16 protein-coding genes are annotated in these 20,420 nt (G+C 36.6%); 5 read left to right on the top strand and 11 right to left on the bottom strand.

Annotation, left to right across the window (positions count from 1 at the left end):
* Positions 1 to 29: 29 nt before the first annotated feature.
* From ACTJIP_RS19800 to ACTJIP_RS19835, 8 genes are all read right to left on the bottom strand, one after another.
* A complete protein-coding gene (locus ACTJIP_RS19800; RefSeq protein WP_440704987.1) occupies positions 30 to 1,898 on the bottom strand; it encodes a GEVED domain-containing protein in 1,869 nt (622 codons plus the stop codon).
* A 349-nt stretch (positions 1,899 to 2,247) separates the two neighbouring features.
* On the bottom strand, positions 2,248 to 3,708 hold the full coding sequence (guaB, locus tag ACTJIP_RS19805) for an IMP dehydrogenase (RefSeq protein WP_077418772.1): 1,461 nt from the start codon (positions 3,706 to 3,708) through the stop codon (positions 2,248 to 2,250).
* A 287-nt stretch (positions 3,709 to 3,995) separates the two neighbouring features.
* Positions 3,996 to 4,499: a DUF4252 domain-containing protein gene (locus tag ACTJIP_RS19810; protein ID WP_077418771.1), complete on the bottom strand. Its 504-nt coding sequence runs from the start codon at positions 4,497 to 4,499 to the stop codon at positions 3,996 to 3,998.
* Between the two features lie 11 nt (positions 4,500 to 4,510).
* Positions 4,511 to 5,797, bottom strand: a complete 1,287-nt coding sequence (locus ACTJIP_RS19815) for a DUF4252 domain-containing protein (RefSeq protein ID WP_228408896.1) — start codon at positions 5,795 to 5,797, stop codon at positions 4,511 to 4,513.
* 16 nt (positions 5,798 to 5,813) lie between these two features.
* Positions 5,814 to 6,491, bottom strand: a complete 678-nt coding sequence (locus tag ACTJIP_RS19820) for a hypothetical protein (protein ID WP_077418770.1) — start codon at positions 6,489 to 6,491, stop codon at positions 5,814 to 5,816.
* A complete protein-coding gene (locus ACTJIP_RS19825) occupies positions 6,466 to 6,975 on the bottom strand; it encodes an RNA polymerase sigma factor (protein ID WP_047385893.1) in 510 nt (169 codons plus the stop codon). The genes ACTJIP_RS19820 and ACTJIP_RS19825 overlap by 26 nt, the downstream gene beginning before the upstream one ends.
* Positions 6,976 to 7,075: 100 nt before the next feature.
* Entirely contained in the window at positions 7,076 to 8,236 is a 1,161-nt protein-coding gene (locus ACTJIP_RS19830) for a GlmU family protein (protein WP_175627298.1), read from the bottom strand.
* Positions 8,237 to 8,341: 105 nt separating this feature from the next.
* Positions 8,342 to 8,593, bottom strand: coding sequence for a type B 50S ribosomal protein L31 (locus ACTJIP_RS19835; RefSeq protein WP_002976190.1), 252 nt, complete (start codon positions 8,591 to 8,593; stop codon positions 8,342 to 8,344).
* Between the two features lie 183 nt (positions 8,594 to 8,776).
* Between ACTJIP_RS19835 and ACTJIP_RS19840 the strand changes: the two genes are divergently transcribed.
* The 5 genes from ACTJIP_RS19840 (at position 8,777) to ACTJIP_RS19860 (ending at position 13,779) form a co-directional block, all read left to right on the top strand.
* Entirely contained in the window at positions 8,777 to 10,186 is a 1,410-nt protein-coding gene (locus ACTJIP_RS19840; RefSeq protein WP_180564718.1) for a hypothetical protein, read from the top strand.
* A complete protein-coding gene (locus tag ACTJIP_RS19845; protein WP_047385875.1) occupies positions 10,186 to 10,512 on the top strand; it encodes a nucleotide pyrophosphohydrolase in 327 nt (108 codons plus the stop codon). The genes ACTJIP_RS19840 and ACTJIP_RS19845 overlap by 1 nt, the downstream gene beginning before the upstream one ends.
* A 71-nt stretch (positions 10,513 to 10,583) precedes the next feature.
* Positions 10,584 to 11,807: a 3-phosphoshikimate 1-carboxyvinyltransferase gene (locus ACTJIP_RS19850; RefSeq protein ID WP_219071862.1), complete on the top strand. Its 1,224-nt coding sequence runs from the start codon at positions 10,584 to 10,586 to the stop codon at positions 11,805 to 11,807.
* A gap of 67 nt (positions 11,808 to 11,874) precedes the next feature.
* A complete protein-coding gene (locus ACTJIP_RS19855; protein WP_440704988.1) occupies positions 11,875 to 12,555 on the top strand; it encodes a hypothetical protein in 681 nt (226 codons plus the stop codon).
* 243 nt (positions 12,556 to 12,798) lie between these two features.
* The gene (locus ACTJIP_RS19860) at positions 12,799 to 13,779 is read left to right on the top strand and encodes a phosphatidylinositol-specific phospholipase C (protein WP_077419345.1); all 981 of its coding nucleotides are present in this window, start codon (positions 12,799 to 12,801) and stop codon (positions 13,777 to 13,779) included.
* A 162-nt stretch (positions 13,780 to 13,941) separates the two neighbouring features.
* Here the strand turns inward: ACTJIP_RS19860 and ACTJIP_RS19865 are convergent, their stop codons facing one another.
* The 3 genes from ACTJIP_RS19865 to ACTJIP_RS19875 form a co-directional block, all read right to left on the bottom strand.
* Entirely contained in the window at positions 13,942 to 15,774 is a 1,833-nt protein-coding gene (locus tag ACTJIP_RS19865; RefSeq protein ID WP_440704989.1) for an alkaline phosphatase, read from the bottom strand.
* 73 nt (positions 15,775 to 15,847) lie between these two features.
* Positions 15,848 to 17,356, bottom strand: coding sequence for a RagB/SusD family nutrient uptake outer membrane protein (locus tag ACTJIP_RS19870; RefSeq protein WP_077418764.1), 1,509 nt, complete (start codon positions 17,354 to 17,356; stop codon positions 15,848 to 15,850).
* 25 nt (positions 17,357 to 17,381) lie between these two features.
* On the bottom strand, positions 17,382 to 20,270 hold the full coding sequence (locus tag ACTJIP_RS19875) for a SusC/RagA family TonB-linked outer membrane protein (protein WP_428168735.1): 2,889 nt from the start codon (positions 20,268 to 20,270) through the stop codon (positions 17,382 to 17,384).
* Between the last annotated feature and the right edge of the window lie 150 nt (positions 20,271 to 20,420).

Below are 20,420 nucleotides of genomic sequence, written 5' to 3' on the forward strand. Positions count from 1 at the left end.
CATTTATATTATTTTAAAATTTGATCAATTTATTTGATGATCAATTTTGAAGTTTTAGAGTCTTTTCCGTTAGAAACCTGAATCATATATACTCCTTTTCCTAACTGCTGATCTACTTTGAAAATACCATTTCCTTCTTCAGTTGCAGACTGGCTTGCTACCAATCTTCCTGCCATATCAGAAATAGAAACTTTCAGGTTTTTACCATTTTTAGCTTTAATGAAGATTTTATCTCCGGTTGCTACCGGGTTAGGATACACTGTCAAATCACTATTATCAGCTTTCACTTCGTTTGTTCCTAAGTTAGTAACAAATTTCACTGTATAATCTTCAACCTGTCCGTACATTAATTGTCCACAAGGGGTCATGTTAGGATTCTCATCATCTACCAGAACTCTCATTCTTAATGGAGTATTCAATACCGTTGAAGCTGGAGCTGTAATTGTAGTACTGTAAGTACCTATTTCTGTAGCTGGATCTGCTATAATATTATCAGCAGAAGCTACAAGTTCAGAAGCTTCAAACGTTCCATTATTATTATAGTCAATCCAAACTCTTATTTCATTATTTGAACCTGATACATTTACCTGAAGGTTATGTGTTCCCGTTGATGAAAGTTCAGTTGATGTAGCTTTCAGGCAGCTTGCTCCTGTATAGTCTTCATAAAAACTAGCATTATTATGCCAATATCCAGTAGTTGCATTATTAATACTTCCCAGTTTTACAAGAGTTGGTCCTACAAAATAATCATCTGCTGTAGTAATACCTGCGGGATTACATGTTGCAGCAATAGGCGTTCCAATCGCAGCAGCAGTAGATGGAGCTGTTCCTCCTAATGAAGAACTCAAAGATCCTCTCATTAAAAAGAAGTAAAGAGCAGCCCTGTCATGCTGTCCATTGGTAAACTTAAATGCTATTGGATTGGTATAATTCATCATGTTATACTGTACTCCCTGATAGTTTGCTCCTGTACAATAATTCATATCATTGTTAGTAGGTGCAGGATCATTCAGTAAGCTTCTTGATCTTTCTGTATCACATACCTGATCATCATCTTTATTACAATCATTATAAGTCATCGCCGGGCAGTAGGTAGTAGAAGTAGTACCTTGTGGCGGTTGAGCGTTAGCATTACCAAATGTATGAAGTAATCCCATACTATGTCCAAATTCGTGTGCTAATGTAATATCATCCTGTAAAGTAACTACAAAAGATTTCATAAACGATTCGTAGTTATCATCAGAATTTTGAGGCAGACCTGCCCATCCCATAATACCATATGTTCCACCACCATCTACTTTATTCATAATATAAATATTAAAGTAAGATGCCTCAGACCAGTGCGGAGCAATTGATTTAATCTGATCTGTAGTAACACCATTTGTACCACTACGTTTCACCCCATAAGTATCATATCCTGTAAGAGCTCCCCCGTTATATCTAACAATACCTGTAGTAGCATTACAGTTAGGATCCCTTTTAGCCAACACCAATTTAATCGGCATTGTAGCTGCAGTACCAAAATCTGCGGGAATTCCCTGAGCCCACTGATAAGTACCTGCATACATTTGATTGCAATGATCCAACCACGCCTGAATTTGTGCATCACTCTTATTATAAGTAGTTCCAATAGCAGCTCCTGTAGGTGCTATTACGTGTACTACAACAGGAATTTCATAAACTCCATTTACAATTTTGTATGCACTTCCACCTTTAGCAGTAGTATTTTGATTACTGCTAATAATTTTGTTACGCATATTGCGAACCATTTCATCAATTTCCGCATTCTGTTTCTGGTGTACTCTCTGTTCATTATCAAAGTCACACCATTCTTTTTTTTGCTGTGCTGATATTGAAAGGGATAGTAGCAATGCCCCACAAAGGATAGTTTTCTTCATTACAATAATTTAAAAAAATTAAACAAGTTGAAAATTCATTAATTTCACATATCAATCAACAATATTTATCATCAAAACCAATGTAAAATTTTAAATTTCACTTCAGTTAGTAGAAAAAAGTTCATTATTGTTACATTTTTAAACGAAAATAAAATTAACATCACTTCAAACTACTATTACTTTATTTAATTTTTCCTTAAAAAAATACACAGAATAAAGAGAAATATATAATTTTAAAAACCAAACATATAAAAGCAAATTACTATTAATCAATAAGTTAAAATACAAATGCAAAATAAAAAAACCGCACTAATTGTGCGGTTTTTAATATATAAATTCAATTATAATTTTATAAAGAATAATTCGGAGCCTCCTGTGTAATAATTACATCATGAGGGTGGGATTCTTTCAATCCGCTTCCTGTAATCATTACCAGTTTAGAATCTCTTTGCAGTGTTTCAATATCCTTAGATCCACAGTATCCCATACCGGCTCTTAGACCTCCTGTCAACTGGAAAATTACATCTTCCAATTTTCCTTTATGCGGAACCCTTCCTTCGATTCCTTCCGGAACGAATTTTTTAGCTTCACTTTGGAAATATCTCTCTTTGCCTCCTCTCTTCATAGCAGAAAGACTTCCCATACCTTGGTAAGACTTGAATTTTCTTCCCTGGAAAATAATTTCTTCCCCTGGTGCTTCATCTGTACCCGCTAAAAGAGAACCAAGCATTACTGCTCCTGCTCCACTTGCAATCGCTTTAACAATATCTCCTGAAAGTTTGATTCCACCATCAGCAATTACCGTTACATTTTGTGACTTAGCATATTCGTAAACGTTATAGATCGCAGATAACTGAGGAACCCCTACTCCTGCAACTACTCTTGTTGTACAGATAGAACCCGGGCCTACTCCAACTTTCAGTACGTTAGCTCCAGCTTTAATAAGGTCTTTTGCAGCTTCTGCAGTTACAATATTTCCACCTACAACATCAAGGTTTGGATATGCTTTTCTGATTTCTGAGATTTTATCTAAAACTCCTTTAGAATGACCGTGAGCTGAATCAATTGCTACAATATCAACTCCTGCCTGTACCAAAGCCTCAATTCTTGCCAATGTATCTTCTCCTACTCCTACTCCTGCTCCTACGATAAGACGACCATTCTGGTCTTTATTAGCGTTTGGATATTCCAATTGATTATCAATATCCTTGATCGTGATTAATCCTACAAGCTTATTATCTTTATCTACAATAGGAAGTTTTTCAACTCTGTTTTTAAGAAGGATTTCTTTTGCCTTTTCAAGGTTGGTATCTTTGTCTGAAGTGATCAGATTTTCTTTGGTCATGATCTCTTCCACTTTCATATCAAGGTTTTCCTGATATTTTACATCTCTGTTGGTAATAATTCCGATCAGAACATTATTAGGATCTACCACCGGAAGACCGGAAATCTTATATCTTGACATAAGATCTCTAGCTTCACCTAAAGTATGATCTTTAGATAATGTAACCGGATCTGAGATCATTCCGTTTTCGGAACGCTTTACACGGTTTACCTGAGCTGCCTGCTCATCGATCGTCATGTTTTTGTGGATAAAACCTAATCCTCCAACTCTTGCTAAAGCAATAGCCAGATCAGCTTCAGTAACAGTGTCCATCGCAGCGGAAACTATCGGAACATTCAGCGTGATTTTGTCGGTAAGTCTTGATTTTAATGAAACCTGGTTAGGTAAAACTTCTGAATAAGAAGGGACTAGAAGAACGTCATCGAAAGTGATGGCTGTCTCTACAATTTTGTTATGAATAGACATCTTTACTTTCTTTGCAAAATTAGGTTATTTTAGTGAGATATGAAAATCCTTTTTAATAGTTTAAATAAAATTTAATAATCAATAACTTAAATCGAAAAAACCGTTCTTTTATCAGAACGGTTACGGTACAAAATAATTGAATATGTAGAAACTACTTGTTAAATCTGATTAAACTGGTTGTTAAAAGGCTTACTTGACCTGGTTTTCATTTTCACCTAAATTATTTTTATGGATGTATAATGTATTAGTTTTTCCAGGCTGCGAAAGTTTTGAGATTAGTGCAAGGATTATTTAGCAGAAACTGAATTAATCATTTTTGAAATATCATCAGGAGTAAAGTTCCCTTTCACATCCACAAAAACCATATCCTGGCTATTGGAACCTACAGTGATCAGCATATTTTTAATAGCTTCTCCGTCTTGTTTTACCTTTATATTGACATTATCTCCATCGTGCTTAATGGTAGCCCATTCTTCGTAGTGATTATCACTCAAATATTGGCTATAATCATTCAGCATTTCCTTACTCCCGTTTGTTACGGTAAGAACTTTTATTTTTGAAGCTTTCTTTACCAGGTTGACTGTTTCCTCACTTTCTCCTTCTTCCCTTAACGCTTTCTTAATATACGATTTAGCAAGAGCCATAGGTACATTAATACTTGCAAACCGCGCTCCTTTGAAATCATATTTTGAATTTTGAAAAAAATCGATATTCGGCTTTTCTGATACAATACACGACTGAAGCATACCTATTGTCAGAATAGCTAGGAAAATGTTTTTAAGAGTCTTCATAGTTTAGTTTTTTATTTGATTTGTCTGAAACTTCCTCCTGAAATTTTATCTACTTTGGCATCCAGTTCAGGGTTTCCTCTCAATTTTACTGCCGCTCCAGATGAAACACTTACTTTCAGCTTATCTGTTACCAGTAAGGAAAGACTTGCTCCTGAAGTAGATTCTACCACTGCTGTAGCGATCTTAAGATCATCTGCTTTACAAGAGGCTCCACTGCTGATATCAATTACGGCAGAGGCTGCCTCTCCGGATATGCTAACACTTGCGCCACTGGAAGTATCCAATGCAAGCTTTGGCGTTTTAATATCAACATCCAGTACAGATCCTGAGCTTACCTGCACTGCTGTAGCATCTTTTACATTGAATGTTCCTTTAATAATAGAACCAGAATCTGCTTCAATTGCCAAACTGTTTTCTGTAACCGGATTCACAGCTGTAAAGACACTTCCTGATGATGTTTTTATAGCGTTAATACTAGGTGCAGAAACATTGACGTTAAGATTTTTAAATCTCAGGTTCCGAACTCCTTTATTGTCAACATATATTTTTAAAACTCCGTTTTCCACCTTTGTGATCACATATTGAAGCTTATCAGCATCCGCAATAACTTTTACACTTTTTGTATTTTCCTGTTTATAGGTAACATTTACTCCTACGCTGGCATCTATCTTGGAAAATTCACCCACATTTCTGTTATCTCCATTCAGGTAAGACGATGTATTACCCGAAGTAAGATCATTTCTCACGGAAGTTGTTACAGAAGAAGTGGTTGTTTCGCCGGAATTAATAATCTTGTTAACATCAGATAATTTCATTTTTCCATTAAGGATAAAAATAATATTTTCTTCTTTGGAATCAACATTGAACACCAAATTTTCAAGATAGTTATCTTTCTCATCTTCAGCAAGAAATTTCATAGAAGTTCCATCGCTGCTCATAGACATCAGCTCGTTGAAGTTTAATGATTTTAAGGCATCATTTATTCTCGCCGTTTTATCCTCGTTCATTTTTATATTGGCAAGATTCTCATCTTTTAAACGATCTGGGAAGGTAATTTTAGGAATAATTAAAATTTTAAGCCCATCCACATCGTTCAAAATCGGTTTTATTTTTCCGACATAGGCATCATCAACATCAATGGTATTCAATAGCTTGAACATCGGTTTTTTAATATTGATAGAGGTCACTCTACCCTTTTTTTCAAAATCCTGAAAAAGCTTGTCTAATTTCTCAGTCTGTGCAGAATAAGTTGCAAAGCTGCTTAGCATTACGGCTATTATAAAAAATATTTTTTTCATGGGATTGTTCTGATTTTTAGTATTCGCTGTCAAGATTTTCATTTTTTTGAGAAGATGCTACTGTTTTTTTAAACTCAGTTCCTAATTTCATAAAGGAATATTTAGCAACATCTATGGCTTCTTTTTCACTGCTGATTCTTTTGCCGTTTACAATTACATAGGAGTCATTGTATGCTGTAGCAGAATCATTTAAACTTTTACTGTTTGAGGAATTACTTACGTATCTGGGTCTTGTTTCCTTTTTAAGTCTTCCTCTTTTTGGCAGGATTTCATCCATTACATCTTTTTCCGCTACCTGGTTATCCTGAAAAACAGAATCTTTTTTCACACCGGAAATAGAATCTGTATGATTTATGGCAACCTGTTCCTGGTGATCACTGTTTTCTTCAATGAATCCGGACTTCTGCTTTAAGATTTCATCTTTTACCAGCTTTTCTTTATCCTGCGCATTCTTATTATTGTTATTCAGGAAAAATCCGATACTTAAGACCAGCATTACACTGGCGGCCATCCAGAACCATTTAGGAAAGGAGGGTTTCTTCTTTTCTTGCAATGGAATAACAGGTGTTGCATTCTGTTCAGGCTCCGCGCCTTCAGCAGTCTGAAGAAAGTCTTCAAAACTCCAGTCCATTTTTTCTTCCTTAATATCCCGGAAGACTTCGTTGTATTTATCTTGTAATTGATCTTTTTTCATAGCTCATCAGTTGTGAGATTTGTTCTTTTACTTTTTGTCTCGCACGCATCAGGTTTACCCTTACTGCATTTTCCTCCATTTCCAGCATTTCAGAAATTTCAGAAACATCATACTCTTCTACATCTTTCAAGTGGATGACCATCTTCTGTTTTTCGGGGAGCTGATTGATAAATCCTATAATATGTTCCTTAAGGTTATCAACTTCCATACTATAAAGCTCCGAGCGATGAAGCTGCATATCCGCAAAGCCGATCTTGACATCGTGATGTTTCAGCCGGTTCAGGCATTCGTTCCGGACAGACTTCAGCGCATAGGATTTAAAATTTCCGAATTGCCCCAGTTCATCCCTCTTCTGCCAAAACTTTATCATGAGATCCTGCACTACATCTTCTGCTTCATCACTGCTCATGACAAACCGCTTCGCAAAACGATACATCTCGTCTTTGAGAATAAACACCGTATTCTTGAAAGTTTCTTGGGTCATGAGTTTTGTTTCTTATAGGTAAGACAATTGCCGTTACAGATCTATTACATCAAAAATAAAAAAACTTCAAAAAAAATTGAAGTTTTTTATTATAATCGAATTAATACGTATCAAAAATATGTTTCAGAATCGCTTTATCCTCTTCTGTTAAAGGAACTTTCCTCCTCGCCATAGCTCTTTCTGCCACTTCATATACTTTATCCAGTCTGAATCTTTCGTCATCTTTCAATCCTCCCCATGAAAAGTTTTCCACAAGATTGGGTGGAAAACCAGGTTTGAATATATTGGATGCTACTCCTATCACCGTTCCGGTATTCAATTGAGTGTTAATTGCTGTTTTGGAATGATCTCCCATGATCAAACCAGCAAACTGTAAGCCCGTATCTTCAAAAGCTTTTGTTCTGTAATTCCACAGTTTTACATGGCTGTAATTATTTTTAAGATTGGAAGAATTGGTATCAGCACCGAAATTACACCATTCCCCGATTACAGAGTTTCCAACGAAACCTTCATGTCCTTTACTGGTGTAACCAAAAATGATAATATTATTGACTTCCCCTCCCATTTTACAATGTGGACCAATGGTAGTTGCTCCGTAAATTTTAGCCCCAAGATTAAATTTAGAATCTTCTCCAAGGGTAATAGGACCTCTAAGGTGACAGCCTTCCATTACTTCAGCATTTTTACCGATATAAATTTTCCCGGTCTTAGTATTTAAAGTAGAGAATTCAATTTCTGCACCTTCTTCAATAAACAGATCTTTTTTATCTCCTAAAAAACCATTGGTTGAAGATAACTCCTGTGAAGTTCTTCCTTTGGTAAGCAGATCAAAGTCAAAATCAATAGCATGATGATTATAGGTAAACAGATCTTTTGGTCTTTTAAAGAAAATAAGATCCTCCTTAATGTCTGTCATTTTTTCAATCTGATTCAGAGAGAAATCTTTCATATTGATTTTAGCGGCGATCAATTCATCTTCATAAACCAACGCTTCTCCCAGCTTAAGATCTTTAATCTGTTGAATTACGGTTTCTGTAGGAATGAAATTCGGAACTAAAAAGAGACTTTCTTTTTCCTCCGGACTTTTAAATTTATCCTGAAGATACGTTTCCGTGAAGTAAGAAATTTCCGTGTTTTCAAGGATTTTCTGCCATCTTTCGGAGAATGTAAGAATTCCGCATCGCATGGCAGCAACAGGGCGGGTAAAAGTAAGCGGAAGAAAATCTTCCCAATATTGTGCGTCTGAAAATACTAACTGCATCATTCAGTTTTTGGTTTAAAGTTTAAAATTCAAGGTTAACAAATTTACAATAAAAAAAGTCTTCCAAAAAATTGGAAGACTTCTATATTTTTAAGTATACAAAAATTACTTAGCGAATTTTTTGTATTTGTTCATGAACTTATCAACTCTACCTGCAGTGTCAACTAGTTTTACTTTACCAGTGTAGAAAGGGTGAGAAGTTGAAGAGATTTCCATTTTGATTAGTGGATACTCTTGTCCTTCGTACTCGATAGTGTCTTTTGTTTCTGCAGTAGACTTGCAAAGAAACACCTCGTCGTTACTCATATCTTTGAAAACAACAAGTCTATAATTTTCTGGGTGGATTCCGTTTTTCATAATACTATTTTTAAAAAAATTAAGTTTGCTTTCGAAATAGTAATGGATATTTCTCTGCTAAATTTTAGGTTGCAAAAATACAACATTTTTTTAAAATTCCAAATACTGAATTCATTTTTTTTTATTGGTAAGAAATTTAAAGTATTTTCGTTAAATTTGGAACTTACTTAAACCTTAATTTCAATGAAATTCAAATTATTACTGGCTTTTTCCTTCTGGATGTTACTTGTAGCAGTATCATGTAATAAGGATGATATTACGTTTGACAGCCCTACGCAGCAGCTAAGTTTCTCAAGAGACACAGTATTCTGTGATACGGTATATCATCAGGTACGTTCAGAAACCTATGTAGTAAAAGTATATAATAATGAAGATAAGGATATCATGATCCCAAGAGTAAATCTTGAGAAAGGTGCCTCTTCATTATATAGAATCAATGTAGATGGAAAACCTGGATATGATTTTCAAAATGTTCCTTTAAGAAAGAAAGACAGTCTTTATATTTTTGTTGAAATTGCCCCTGAAGCTACCGGACCAGAAGCGATTGCTGAGGACAAAGTTATTTTCACAGGGCCTGCAGGACAGCAGCATGTGACCTTATTTTCTGTAGTTCAGGATGCTGAATTTTTTATTCAGACTCCCGGCAACCCTAATGAAATTACCAATTCCACTACATGGAATAACAATAAAGCAAAGATCATCTACGGGAATCTTACCATCAACCCAAGTGTAACGTTAGATATTAATCCTGGAACTAAGGTATACTTCCACAAAAACAGTGGAATGAAAGTTTCTTCCGGAGCTGTTTTAAATATCAATGGAACTCAGACCGATCAGGTTATTCTTCGTGGAGACAGAAATGATCCTTATTATGATACGATTCCTAAAAACTGGAATTCTATTAAAATGGAAGCAAATTCTACACTTAAGATGAACCATGCTAGACTTTTCGGAGGAACAAGAGGTTTTGATATGAGACAAACCAATGCTACCATCACCAATTCATTCATCCATACTTTCTTTGAATACGGTATCTATGCGGTAGGTTCTACTGTGAATGCCAATAACCTTGTGATGAACAATTGCGGTTTATCATGTATCGGTATTTTCAGAGGAGGAAAACACAGCTATACTCACGCTACGATTGCCAATTATTCCAGAACAATGAGCTCTTTTGACAGAAGCGGAATTTTTGCAGCCAATGAATGGAAGAATGATGCAGGACAATCAGAACAGGGCGCTTTACAGCTGCTTGATATTAAAAACAGTATCATATATTCTGATAGGGATGATGCTATTCATTTTGAACAGACTCCGGGACAGCAGTTTGAATTCTTACTTCAAAATTCATTAATAAAATATACCAGTGCAACAGGAGCAGGTTTCACTTTTGACAATAATCCAAACGTAATACAAACAACCAAGAATACTGATCCACAGTTTGTCAACTATTTTATGGCTAAAATGAATTTAAGGGTAAAACCAGGTTCTCCAGCTCTTGGAAAAGGAAATGCGGCTGTTGCAGCAACAGTACCTTTCGATATTGTGAATGTATCCAGAACTACAAACCCAACGCTGGGAGCTTATCAATAATGGAAATTACCCAGTTACAACAGCAGGTTGATGAATGGATCAAAACCATTGGCGTAAGATACTTTAATGAGCTTACGAATATGGCGATGCTGACAGAAGAAGTAGGTGAAGTAGCGAGAATCATTGCCAGAAGGTATGGTGAACAAAGCGAAAAGGAAAGCGATAAAACAAAAGATCTTGGCGAAGAACTGGCTGATGTACTTTTTGTAACATTATGCCTGGCTAATCAGACGGGAGTTAATTTACAGGACGCTTTTGACAGAAAAATGAAAATCAAGACTGACCGGGATAAAGACCGGCATCAGAATAATGAAAAATTGAAATAATTATAAATGATGAGTTATGAATTATAGATGAATTTGTAACTCATAATTTTTTTAATATCATGTAGATAATAATGAAGAAGCTAGAAAAATCAAAGTTATCAGGAGGAAAAACAGTACAGATCAGCGGTTCGAAAAGTATTTCGAATCGTTTATTGATTCTGGAAAGTCTGTTTAGCAATATAAAAATCGGAAATCTATCCAATTCTCAGGATACTCAGTTGCTGAAAAAAGCATTATCTGAAAATACAGAAGTGGTAGACATTCACCATGCAGGAACGGCAATGCGCTTTCTTACTTCTTATTATTCTATCCAGGAAGGAAAGACTACTATTCTTACCGGCTCAGGAAGAATGAAAGAAAGACCGATCAAAAATCTGGTAAGTGCCTTGAGGGATCTTGGGGTAGAAATTGAGTATTTGGAGAATGAAGGCTTTCCTCCTTTAAAAATTACAGGAAAAAAGATCACCCAGACTTCTGTGAATGTTCCGGCCAATATTTCCAGCCAGTTTATTACCTCTCTGCTTCTTATTGCAGGAAAACTTGAAAACGGAATGGAAATTAATCTTGTAGGGAAGGTTACATCTAGGTCTTATATTGAAATGACCCTTGATATTCTGACAAAATTTGGTATCCAAAGCAGTTTTGAAGGAAATTCGATCAAAGTAGAACCTTTCACTCCTGACCATAATGCAGAAGTACATTATGAAGTGGAGAGTGACTGGAGTTCGGCTTCTTACTTCTACTCTATCTGTGCTTTGGGAAGAGAAACCATCCACCTGAAAAGTTTTTACAAAGAGTCAACGCAGGGAGATTCTGCAATTGCCAATATCTATGAGAAGTTCTTCGGAATCAAAACAACATTCTCTGAAGATGAGCATCAACTAACGCTGGAACCTCAGCCAGATTTTTCTTTTCCGGAAAAAATTATCCTGGATATGAATGACTGTCCTGATATTGCACAAACTCTTTGTGTAACAGCCGCAGCCTTAAAAATACCTTTTGATATTTCCGGATTGGGAACTTTAAGAGTAAAAGAAACCGACAGACTTCTTGCCTTATATAATGAGCTTGAAAAACTGGGTACTGAAACAGAAATTACAGATTTAACGATTAAATCAATCCGTTTTGGAGAGCCACAGGATCATATTTCTATCAAAACGTATCAGGATCACAGAATGGCAATGAGTTTTGCTCCGTTCTGCCTGATTAATGAGCTTACTATTGAGGATGAAAATGTAGTTGAAAAATCTTATCCAATGTTTTGGGAAGACCTTGAAAGTATTGTAACAAATTAATTTAAAAATGTGGTAATTTGGAAATGGTTTCATTCTGGATTACTACATTTTAATCATACTATTAATAATGAGACCCATCTTTCTCTTTTTGGCTTTCTTATCTGTGACGAGCTTACCTGCTCAGAATCTGAAAAATTTTTCTGTTCCGAAAGGTTATACCCAGATTGTGGAAGCCAAAGGCGATCTTGACAAAGATGGAAAAGATGAAACTATCCTGATATTTAATACGAATATAAAAGCATCAGACAAGCAAAACCTGGAAGGTACAAATGACTATAAAAGGGTTTTCTATATTCTGAAAAAAGGAAACAGCGGTCTAAAAGTATGGAACGAAAATTCTACCCTCCTTTTTTCAAGCGGATTCGGATTTTATCCTTCTGATAATACTCTTGAAATCAATATAAAAAATAACTGTCTTATTATTGAACAGCAGTTTTTTACCAATTCAAGGCATACCCAGCAATATAAACATACCTTCAGATTTCAGAACGGAGATTTTTATCTTATAGGTTCACACGATCATTTTGAAGACACCTGTGAATTCAGTTTTACAAATGAAATCAATTTTTCTACAGGGCAAGTAATTGTTGACAGAGAATATTCATCCTGTGATGATGACACCAAAGTACCTGAAAACTCACACAAAGAGTTTTCTCATAAATTCCCGGCTCTTATTAAAATGAATGATTTCCTTATCGGAGACCACAAGTTCAAAGTTCCCGGGTCGAAGGAGGATTTTGTGTTTTAAGATGGAAGATTGAAGCTGGGTGCTGGAGGTTACTGTTAGGCGGTTGATCTATCATAGCTGCTTTTACTGTAAATCCATTACTATTTAATTATTATCGATTTCTCTTTTTCCACCATCCATCCCCCAACTTCCTGACTTTATAGCAACTTAATCATCTCTTAAGATTAAATTAACTCCTCCTATTTTGATATATTCTTATTTTTAAGCTGCATTAAAAAATAAAAAACTATGTTCAAACAAAGCATGAAACGTTTTACAGCCATCACTCTTGGGGTTGTTACTGCGTCGATCTTCTTTTCCTGTTCAAATGACAGCATGATGGAAAGAGATAATGAAACTCTTGCAGCCTCTTTAGCAAAAACAAGTAATAAAGCTTCATTATTACCTATTGCCATGAATAGCTGGATGTCTGGTCTTCAGGATAATATTTCAATTTCAAAAATCTCTATTCCCGGGACTCATGATTCCGGTGCACGTGTAGATGCTCCTGTTGTATCAGGTACGGCTAAAACTCAAGACCTCAGCATTGCAGAACAACTGAATGCAGGAGTCCGTTTTCTGGATATCCGTTGCAGACATATTGACAATTCTTTCACCATTCATCACGGTGCGATTTACCAAAATCTGAATTTTGATGATGTGCTTAATGCCTGCTATGCTTTCCTTAACAGTCATCCATCAGAAACAATTATCATGTCTGTAAAGGAAGAATATGACGCATCCAACACTACCAGAAGTTTTGAGCAGACCTTCGATTCTTATGTACAGAAAAATCCTTCTAAATGGGATCTTGGGGCAAACATTCCTGCATTAGGAGCTGTAAGAGGAAAGATCAAATTGTTGAGAAGGTTTTCTTCAGGAACAACTAAAGGAATCAATGCTTCTCCGTGGGCAGATAATACGACATTTGATATCAACAATTCCGGCGTACAATTAAAAGTTCAGGATTATTATAAGGTTACCAACAATGATGATAAGTGGAATGGAATTTCCAGCCTGCTTAATGAAGCCAAAAATGATACTAACGGAAAGCTTTTCGTGAATTTCACCAGCGGTTATAAACCGGGAATCTTTGGGATTCCAAGTATTCCTACAGTATCCAATACCATTAATCCAAAACTTAAGACCTTCTTCCAGACAAATACTCAGGGTTCATATGGAATAATGCCGATTGACTTTGTAAATGCGGAACTGTCTGAATTAATAGTGAAGACCAATTTCTAATTCATTATTTGTTAGATATATTTATAGGCTGTTTCTTTTTTGAGGCAGCCTTTTTAAATTTTGTTCTTGTTTTATCTCAGGCTTTAAATCAATACACAAAAAAGACTGTTTCTTTTTTGAAACAGTCTCTCTTTGTAAAAGTAAAAGTATTAAAATCAAAAGTTATTTCTGTATTCCGTAGGCTGCCAATATCTTGTTGAAAATCTCTGTATTTTCAAATAATCCTGTAAATTCTTTAGAGTTCGGACCGTATGCAAAAACACTTGACGGAATGGAGGTATGATCATTCGTACTGAAGTTTCCGAATATCCATCCATCCTTCAGGCTTCCGTCCAATAGCGTCAAACCACCTGTTTCATGATCTCCCACCACGATTACCAGGGTTTCTTTATTTTCATCAGCAAATTTCATTGCCTTACCAACCACATGATCAAAATCCAGTAATTCTGTAACCAGCTGCTCAATATTGTTGCTATGACCTCCTCCATCAGTCTGAGAAGCTTCTATCATCATAAAGAATCCGTTTTTATTATTCTTTAAATCATTTAAGGTAAGATCGAACGCATCGGAAAGCCAGTTTCCTCTTCCGTTGGTTATTCTTTGTGAAGCCAGAGGATCAATAACCAGAGTACGATTATTTATTGTAGTGACGGATTTTAAATCTTTAAACAAATCAACCTTCGCTTCTTTAAATTTCTGTACATTTTCCTGAGACAATCCGTTTGTAGGGCCTCCGATAAGAATTCTCGTTTTTGAAGCTGCGAAATCTTTCAAAATAGATTCGGAACTATTTCTATTGTCTGAGTGTGCATAGAAATCAGCAGGCGTTGCATCTGTAACATCACCCGTAGAAATCAATCCGGAGACCATTCCTTTCTCAGCGATAATATCAGAAATTTGTGCGAGTGCTTTTCCCATATTGTCAACTCCTACAAAAGTATTTTTAGTTTTCACTCCTGTTGCAAATGCTGTAGAACCCGGTGCTGAATCTGTAATATAGGCATTGGATGAATTGGTTTTGGAAAGTCCTGTAGCTTTCATATTGAAAACATTTAACTTTCCTTTGTTGGCTGTAAAGGCAGCATAGTATTGCGGAAGAGAAGTTCCGTCTGGTATAAGAAGGATCACATTCTTTACCTTTTTAACCACTCCGTCTGATGCATAAGTCGGAGTATAGGTGCTGTATTCTTTTGTATTTTTATAAAAGTTTTTCGGGATAGAGTTCATGAATTTTTTTAGATCCGGAATATGGTCGGTATTGATATAATCTACTCCCATATCCATAAAATTCACCCATGCATTAGGAAAGTCCGGAGCCCCGTAAAAACGCACTGGTTTTTGCTGGGAATGTGCTTTTTCAACAGCAGTTCTAATCCTTGCCGTTTCCTCGTCTCTTGGGATTCCTTTTCCATTCCATTTTACCAATCCGGGAAGATCTGCACTGAACATTCCTACTCTTTTTAACTGGTCTGCAGAATAATTTTTGTCAAGATCTCCATCAAAGTAAAGATAGTCTGGATAGTTTTTAAAATCTGTCGGTTGGGGTCTTCCGCCGGTAATCACAATTTTAATTCCTGAATTTCCCGTGATCTCAGGATATTTTTTTAATGTAGCCACCAAAGCATCCAATGATGTTTTATAATCCTGCTTAATATCAATCAGCAGCTGGAGTTTTTTGCCGGCATCCGGATAGATATTCCCTTTGTTCAGCTTAATCTGTTTTGAAATATTATCGAGATAAAGGTTTTCCAGTGTTCTGTCTGCAGAAAGTTCTTTTTCGGTATGAGCTACCCAAAGATTACCTTTTACAAGAAATACATCTGCTTCTATGGAACCAAAGTTGGCATAATAAGCCTGCCAGAAAGGGATCTCCTGCATGTAATCATTATGTGAATGTGCATTACCAACATTGTAGTTTAAATAATTCTGTGCCTGATTTTCAGAAAAAACAGCCAGGGCCAGTACAGCCAAAATTTTTGATAGTTTCCGTTTCATAATTTCTGTAAAAAACTATATCATCACAGAAGTTTCTGCAATGATATAGTGGATAATATATAAGATTAAGATGTTACCAGCCTTCATTTTGCTTGATGATTCCATGACTGTTTACGATTTCAGCCTGCGGAACTGCCCAAACATTATGTACAGCTGGATTAAAATTTCTTGCTGCCCAAACCTCCTGTCCGTTAATACCATGCAGAGGCTTGGCATAAGCTGCCTGTGCATCTCCCCAACGTACAAGGTCTCTGTGTCTGTCTGCCCATTCACCTGCCAGCTCACAGCGTCTTTCATGTTTAAGGTCTGCCATTGTACATCCGTTTTTCGGAGATAAACCTGCACGTACTCTGATCATATTGATTTCCTGATCTGCAGATTTCCCCTGCATCAATGCAGCTTCTGCTTTGATAAGGATAACCTCAGCATAACGCATGATCGGAACGGCAAGATCCGTACACGGATAATCTCCGTTGGCACTCACATGACCGCTGTTAAGCTGATATTTGAAAGCATCCATATATTTATTGAACTGATATCCGGTAAGTGAATTGGTAGAAGCATATATTCTTTCTTTCCCGTTAAAGGTAAATTTGTCACCTATTTTCAGGATGGATGCACTTCTTCTAAGATCCCCTGTTTCATATTCGTCATAAAGTTCTTTTGTAGGCTGAAAATATCCCCATCCGTTATATTCGCCCCATCCTTTATTTTCAAGCATTACGCCCGGAAGAATACTTCCCCATGCTGTAAACTTAGGTGTCCCGGGGACAGACCAGATATATTCTGAGCTGTAGTTGTTTTCAGCTTTGAAGACGTCAGCAAAATTACCCAGCAAAGCTCTGTTTCCTTTTGTCATCACTTCATTAGCCCAGAATTCTGCATTCTTCCAGTCTTTCATAAACAAGTATACTTTTGCCAAAAGTGCCCATGCTGCAGCTTTATGTGGTCTGCCGTAATCTTTTGCAGGAAGTTCTGCCTGAGTAGGTAATAATTCGGCTGCTCTTTTCAGGTCGTTTACAATGTAGGTGTAATTTTCCATCACATTGGCTGCTCTCGGAATCGGGTTTGGATCAGGATCCTTAGAACGGTCGATAATAGGTACTCCCGCTTTTTCATTTCCGTAAGAATAAGAAAGTTCAAAATACATTCTGCTGCTCATGAACAAAGCTTCTCCCAGGTATTTATTTTTAATGGCTTGTGAAGTCTGGATGTTATCAATATTACGGATCACACGGTTGGCCACCCCAATTACATTATATCTTTTGTTCCATTGAGTTTCAAGATCTCCCGCTGCGATGTAATTACTACTGAAGTTTTTTGCGTTATCCGCTTCGCTCTTTGCTCTTCCGGTTACCATATCATCACTGGCGTTGATAAACCAAAATAGTCCTCTTCCGTAAAATTCACCGTCGAACAAAGGTTTATACATGGCATTAGCACCGGTAATCAGGTCATTTTCCGTTTTCCAGAAACTGGCTTCAGTAGGTGTTCCTTCCGGCTGAACATCCAACTCTCCTGTACATGATAAAAGCATTACGGATATTCCTGATACTAAAAATATTTTATTGAAAAATTTCATTTTTTACTTTTTTGTTAGTTAAAAATTATAACCCGATCTCCACCCCAAAGATGAATGAGCGTGCCTGAGGATATCTTCCGGTATCTACACCATAAGAATTCATTCCTACTTCAGGATCAAATCCTGTATATTTCGTAATCGTAAACAGGTTATTGGAAGTCATATAGATTCTCACCTTATTCACATCCAGCTTGCTGTACAATTCTTTTGGTAATGAGTAACCAATGGTAAGGTTCTTCAGCCTTAGATAAGATCCGTCTTCCACATAGAAATCCGATACTTTGGAATAATTACCGCTTGGGTCTCCGTGTACCAGTCTTGGAATATCGGTGTTCGTATTCTGAGGAGTCCATGCATTAAGGATATCTTTATCCATGTTGTAGTTCTGCCCTGTACCACCCGGGTTCAAAGAAATAAACTTCATCCCGTTGAATATTTTATTTCCGTATACGCCCTGGAAGAATAAGTTCAGATCAAAGTTTTTCCATGTCATGTTGTAAGAAAATCCGTAAGAAAACTTAGGATATGGGCTACCAAGATTGACAAAGTCATTATTATTAAGTACTCCTGTGTTACCTTCTTTCTTCAGAAATTTGATATCACCTGGTTTTGCATTCGGCTGGATAAGATTTCCGTTGGCATCTTTATAATTGTTGATCTCTTCCTGAGTCTGGAAAATTCCTCCGGTCTTGTAACCATAGAAAGAATAGAGAGGATCACCCACTTTCACACGTGTTGGTTTCAGCACACCTCTTACTCCATTATCATTGATAAAGATCTCATCCACATTGGCAAGCTGCTTCACCGTGTTTTTTAGTTGACTCATTGTAGCTCCGACAGAGAATGTGAAATCATCAGAAACTACTTTGTTGTAATTGATTCCCAACTCGAATCCTTTATCCTGAAATAATCCTGCATTCACATACTGATTATTATATGTTGCCGTACTTGGTAAGCTTACATTGAAAATCTGATCTTTGGAATTCTTTACGAAATAATCAAACTGTAAAGAAAGGCTGTTGTGGAGGAATGAAGCATCTACCCCAAAGTTAGTCTGCTCAGATTTCCCCCATTTCAGATCCGGGTTCGGACGTGTAGTTGCGTAATAAGCAATATTTTGAGAAGGATCCTGTCCGAAAATCACATTATTATCTCTGGTCATTAATGGATTAACAGCTTGTGGAGAAATCCCTCCAAGGTTACCCAGAATACCATAACTTCCTCTCAGTTTAAGACTGGAAAGCCATGAAATATCTTTCATAAAATTTTCTTTCGAAACTACCCATGCACCGGAAACCGCATAATAGTTAGCAAATCTGTTCTGTTTTGCTACCAGTGAAGAACCATCACGTCTTCCCAATACACTTATGATATACTTTCCTGCATAGTCATAATTTACTCTCGCCAGATAAGAAACCAAAGATTGCTTGAATCTGTAACTGGAAACATCTTTATTGGTATCTGCAGCATTCTGAAGATGTTGGAAAACCTCAGCTTCACTTCTGAAATCATAGGCTTTTGCTACAAAACCATCATCAATTGTTTTCTGGAAAGTAAACCCTCCCAGGAAATCAAAATTATGTTTTCCTGCAGCAATTTTATAGGTAAGCAATTGCTCTGCAAGTGCTGTAGATGAGTTATTGGACTGGTACTCTAAATTATTCGTATCAAAAATCTTCCCGACTTCCAATACTCTATAGGTAAAGTTTTTTACATCACCCAGTTTAAAAGTCTGCGAAAAGTTAGAACGGAATTTTAAATCCTTAGCCAACGTAATCTCAGCATATGGATTGATCAAGATCTCATGCGTAGGATTTCTGATACTGATCCTTTTAAGATAAGCTACCGGATTGATCATATCCCCGTAACCTCCTGCCACATCAATTGGTAATCCGGAAAAAGCTCCGCTTGGTGTGTATACCGGAACATTCGGTGGATAGTACATTGCAGCCACTAAAGCTCCCGTATAACCACTTTTTGTATCTGCTGTATTGCCGTCAGAGTAATTATAATACATATTTTCTCCAATCGTCAGCCAATCTTTTACTTTATGTTCAGAATTGACTCTGAAATTATATCGTTTTGCCTGCGTATTCAGTAAGATCCCTTCAAGATTTCTATGGTTCATTCCCACAAAATATCTGGATTTCTCACTTCCTCCGCTTAGGTTAACATTGTATTCCTGAATAGTTCCTGTTCTGAAAATTTCTTTCATCCAGTCTGTTCTGGTAATTCTTCCGTCCGGATATTGGTTAGGATTAAAAGCAATGGGTAAGCTTCCCAGTTTCCCGGCATTTTCATATGCTTTGTACATTACATCCTGAAATTCCGCTGCATTCAGAGACTCTTTTAGCCTCCATGCCTGGTTCACTCCATATTTTACATCAAAATCTACGGTAAGATTTCCTTTTTTCCCCTTTTTAGTGGTGATCAGGATAACCCCTCCGGAAGATCTTGCTCCATAAATGGCTGCAGAAGCATCTTTAAGTACAGAAATATCCTGTATATCATTTGGGTTAATAGAGGGTGTTCCATTAAAAACTACTCCGTCTACCACATAAAGAGGAGTTTCTCCATTGATTCCTCCCAGACCACGAATATTTACTTTAGGTGAGCCGTTAGGATCTCCACCTTCGTTCACTACAGTTACTCCGGGAGCTTTACCCTGAAGAACCTCTCCTACACCAGACAAAGATCTGGAAGTAAGCTTATCCAGCGAAGCCTCCGAAACAGCGCCGGAAACTTTACTTTTTTTCTGTGTTCCGTATCCTACAACAACAATCTCGTCGATGGATTTTTCTTTTAAGCTGTCTTTTTTCTGAGCGAGGAACATCGGTGAAGCTGATATTGCACCAATAAGTAATACCCTTCCCGTTAAATACGTTACTGAGACAGGGATTTTAAATACATTCATGATCTCCTTTTTGATTAGGTGCAAAATTAGATCAGTCCGCTCCCCCGCCCCATTAAGGTTTCCTTATGTTTTTATTAATAAATTTTAGCTTTTTTAAGACACCACCTACCACACGTTGTAAGTAAAACATTGTATATCAATTATATAAGT

Source organism: Chryseobacterium sp. 22543, from assembly GCF_052044565.1.
Classification (GTDB): domain Bacteria; phylum Bacteroidota; class Bacteroidia; order Flavobacteriales; family Weeksellaceae; genus Chryseobacterium.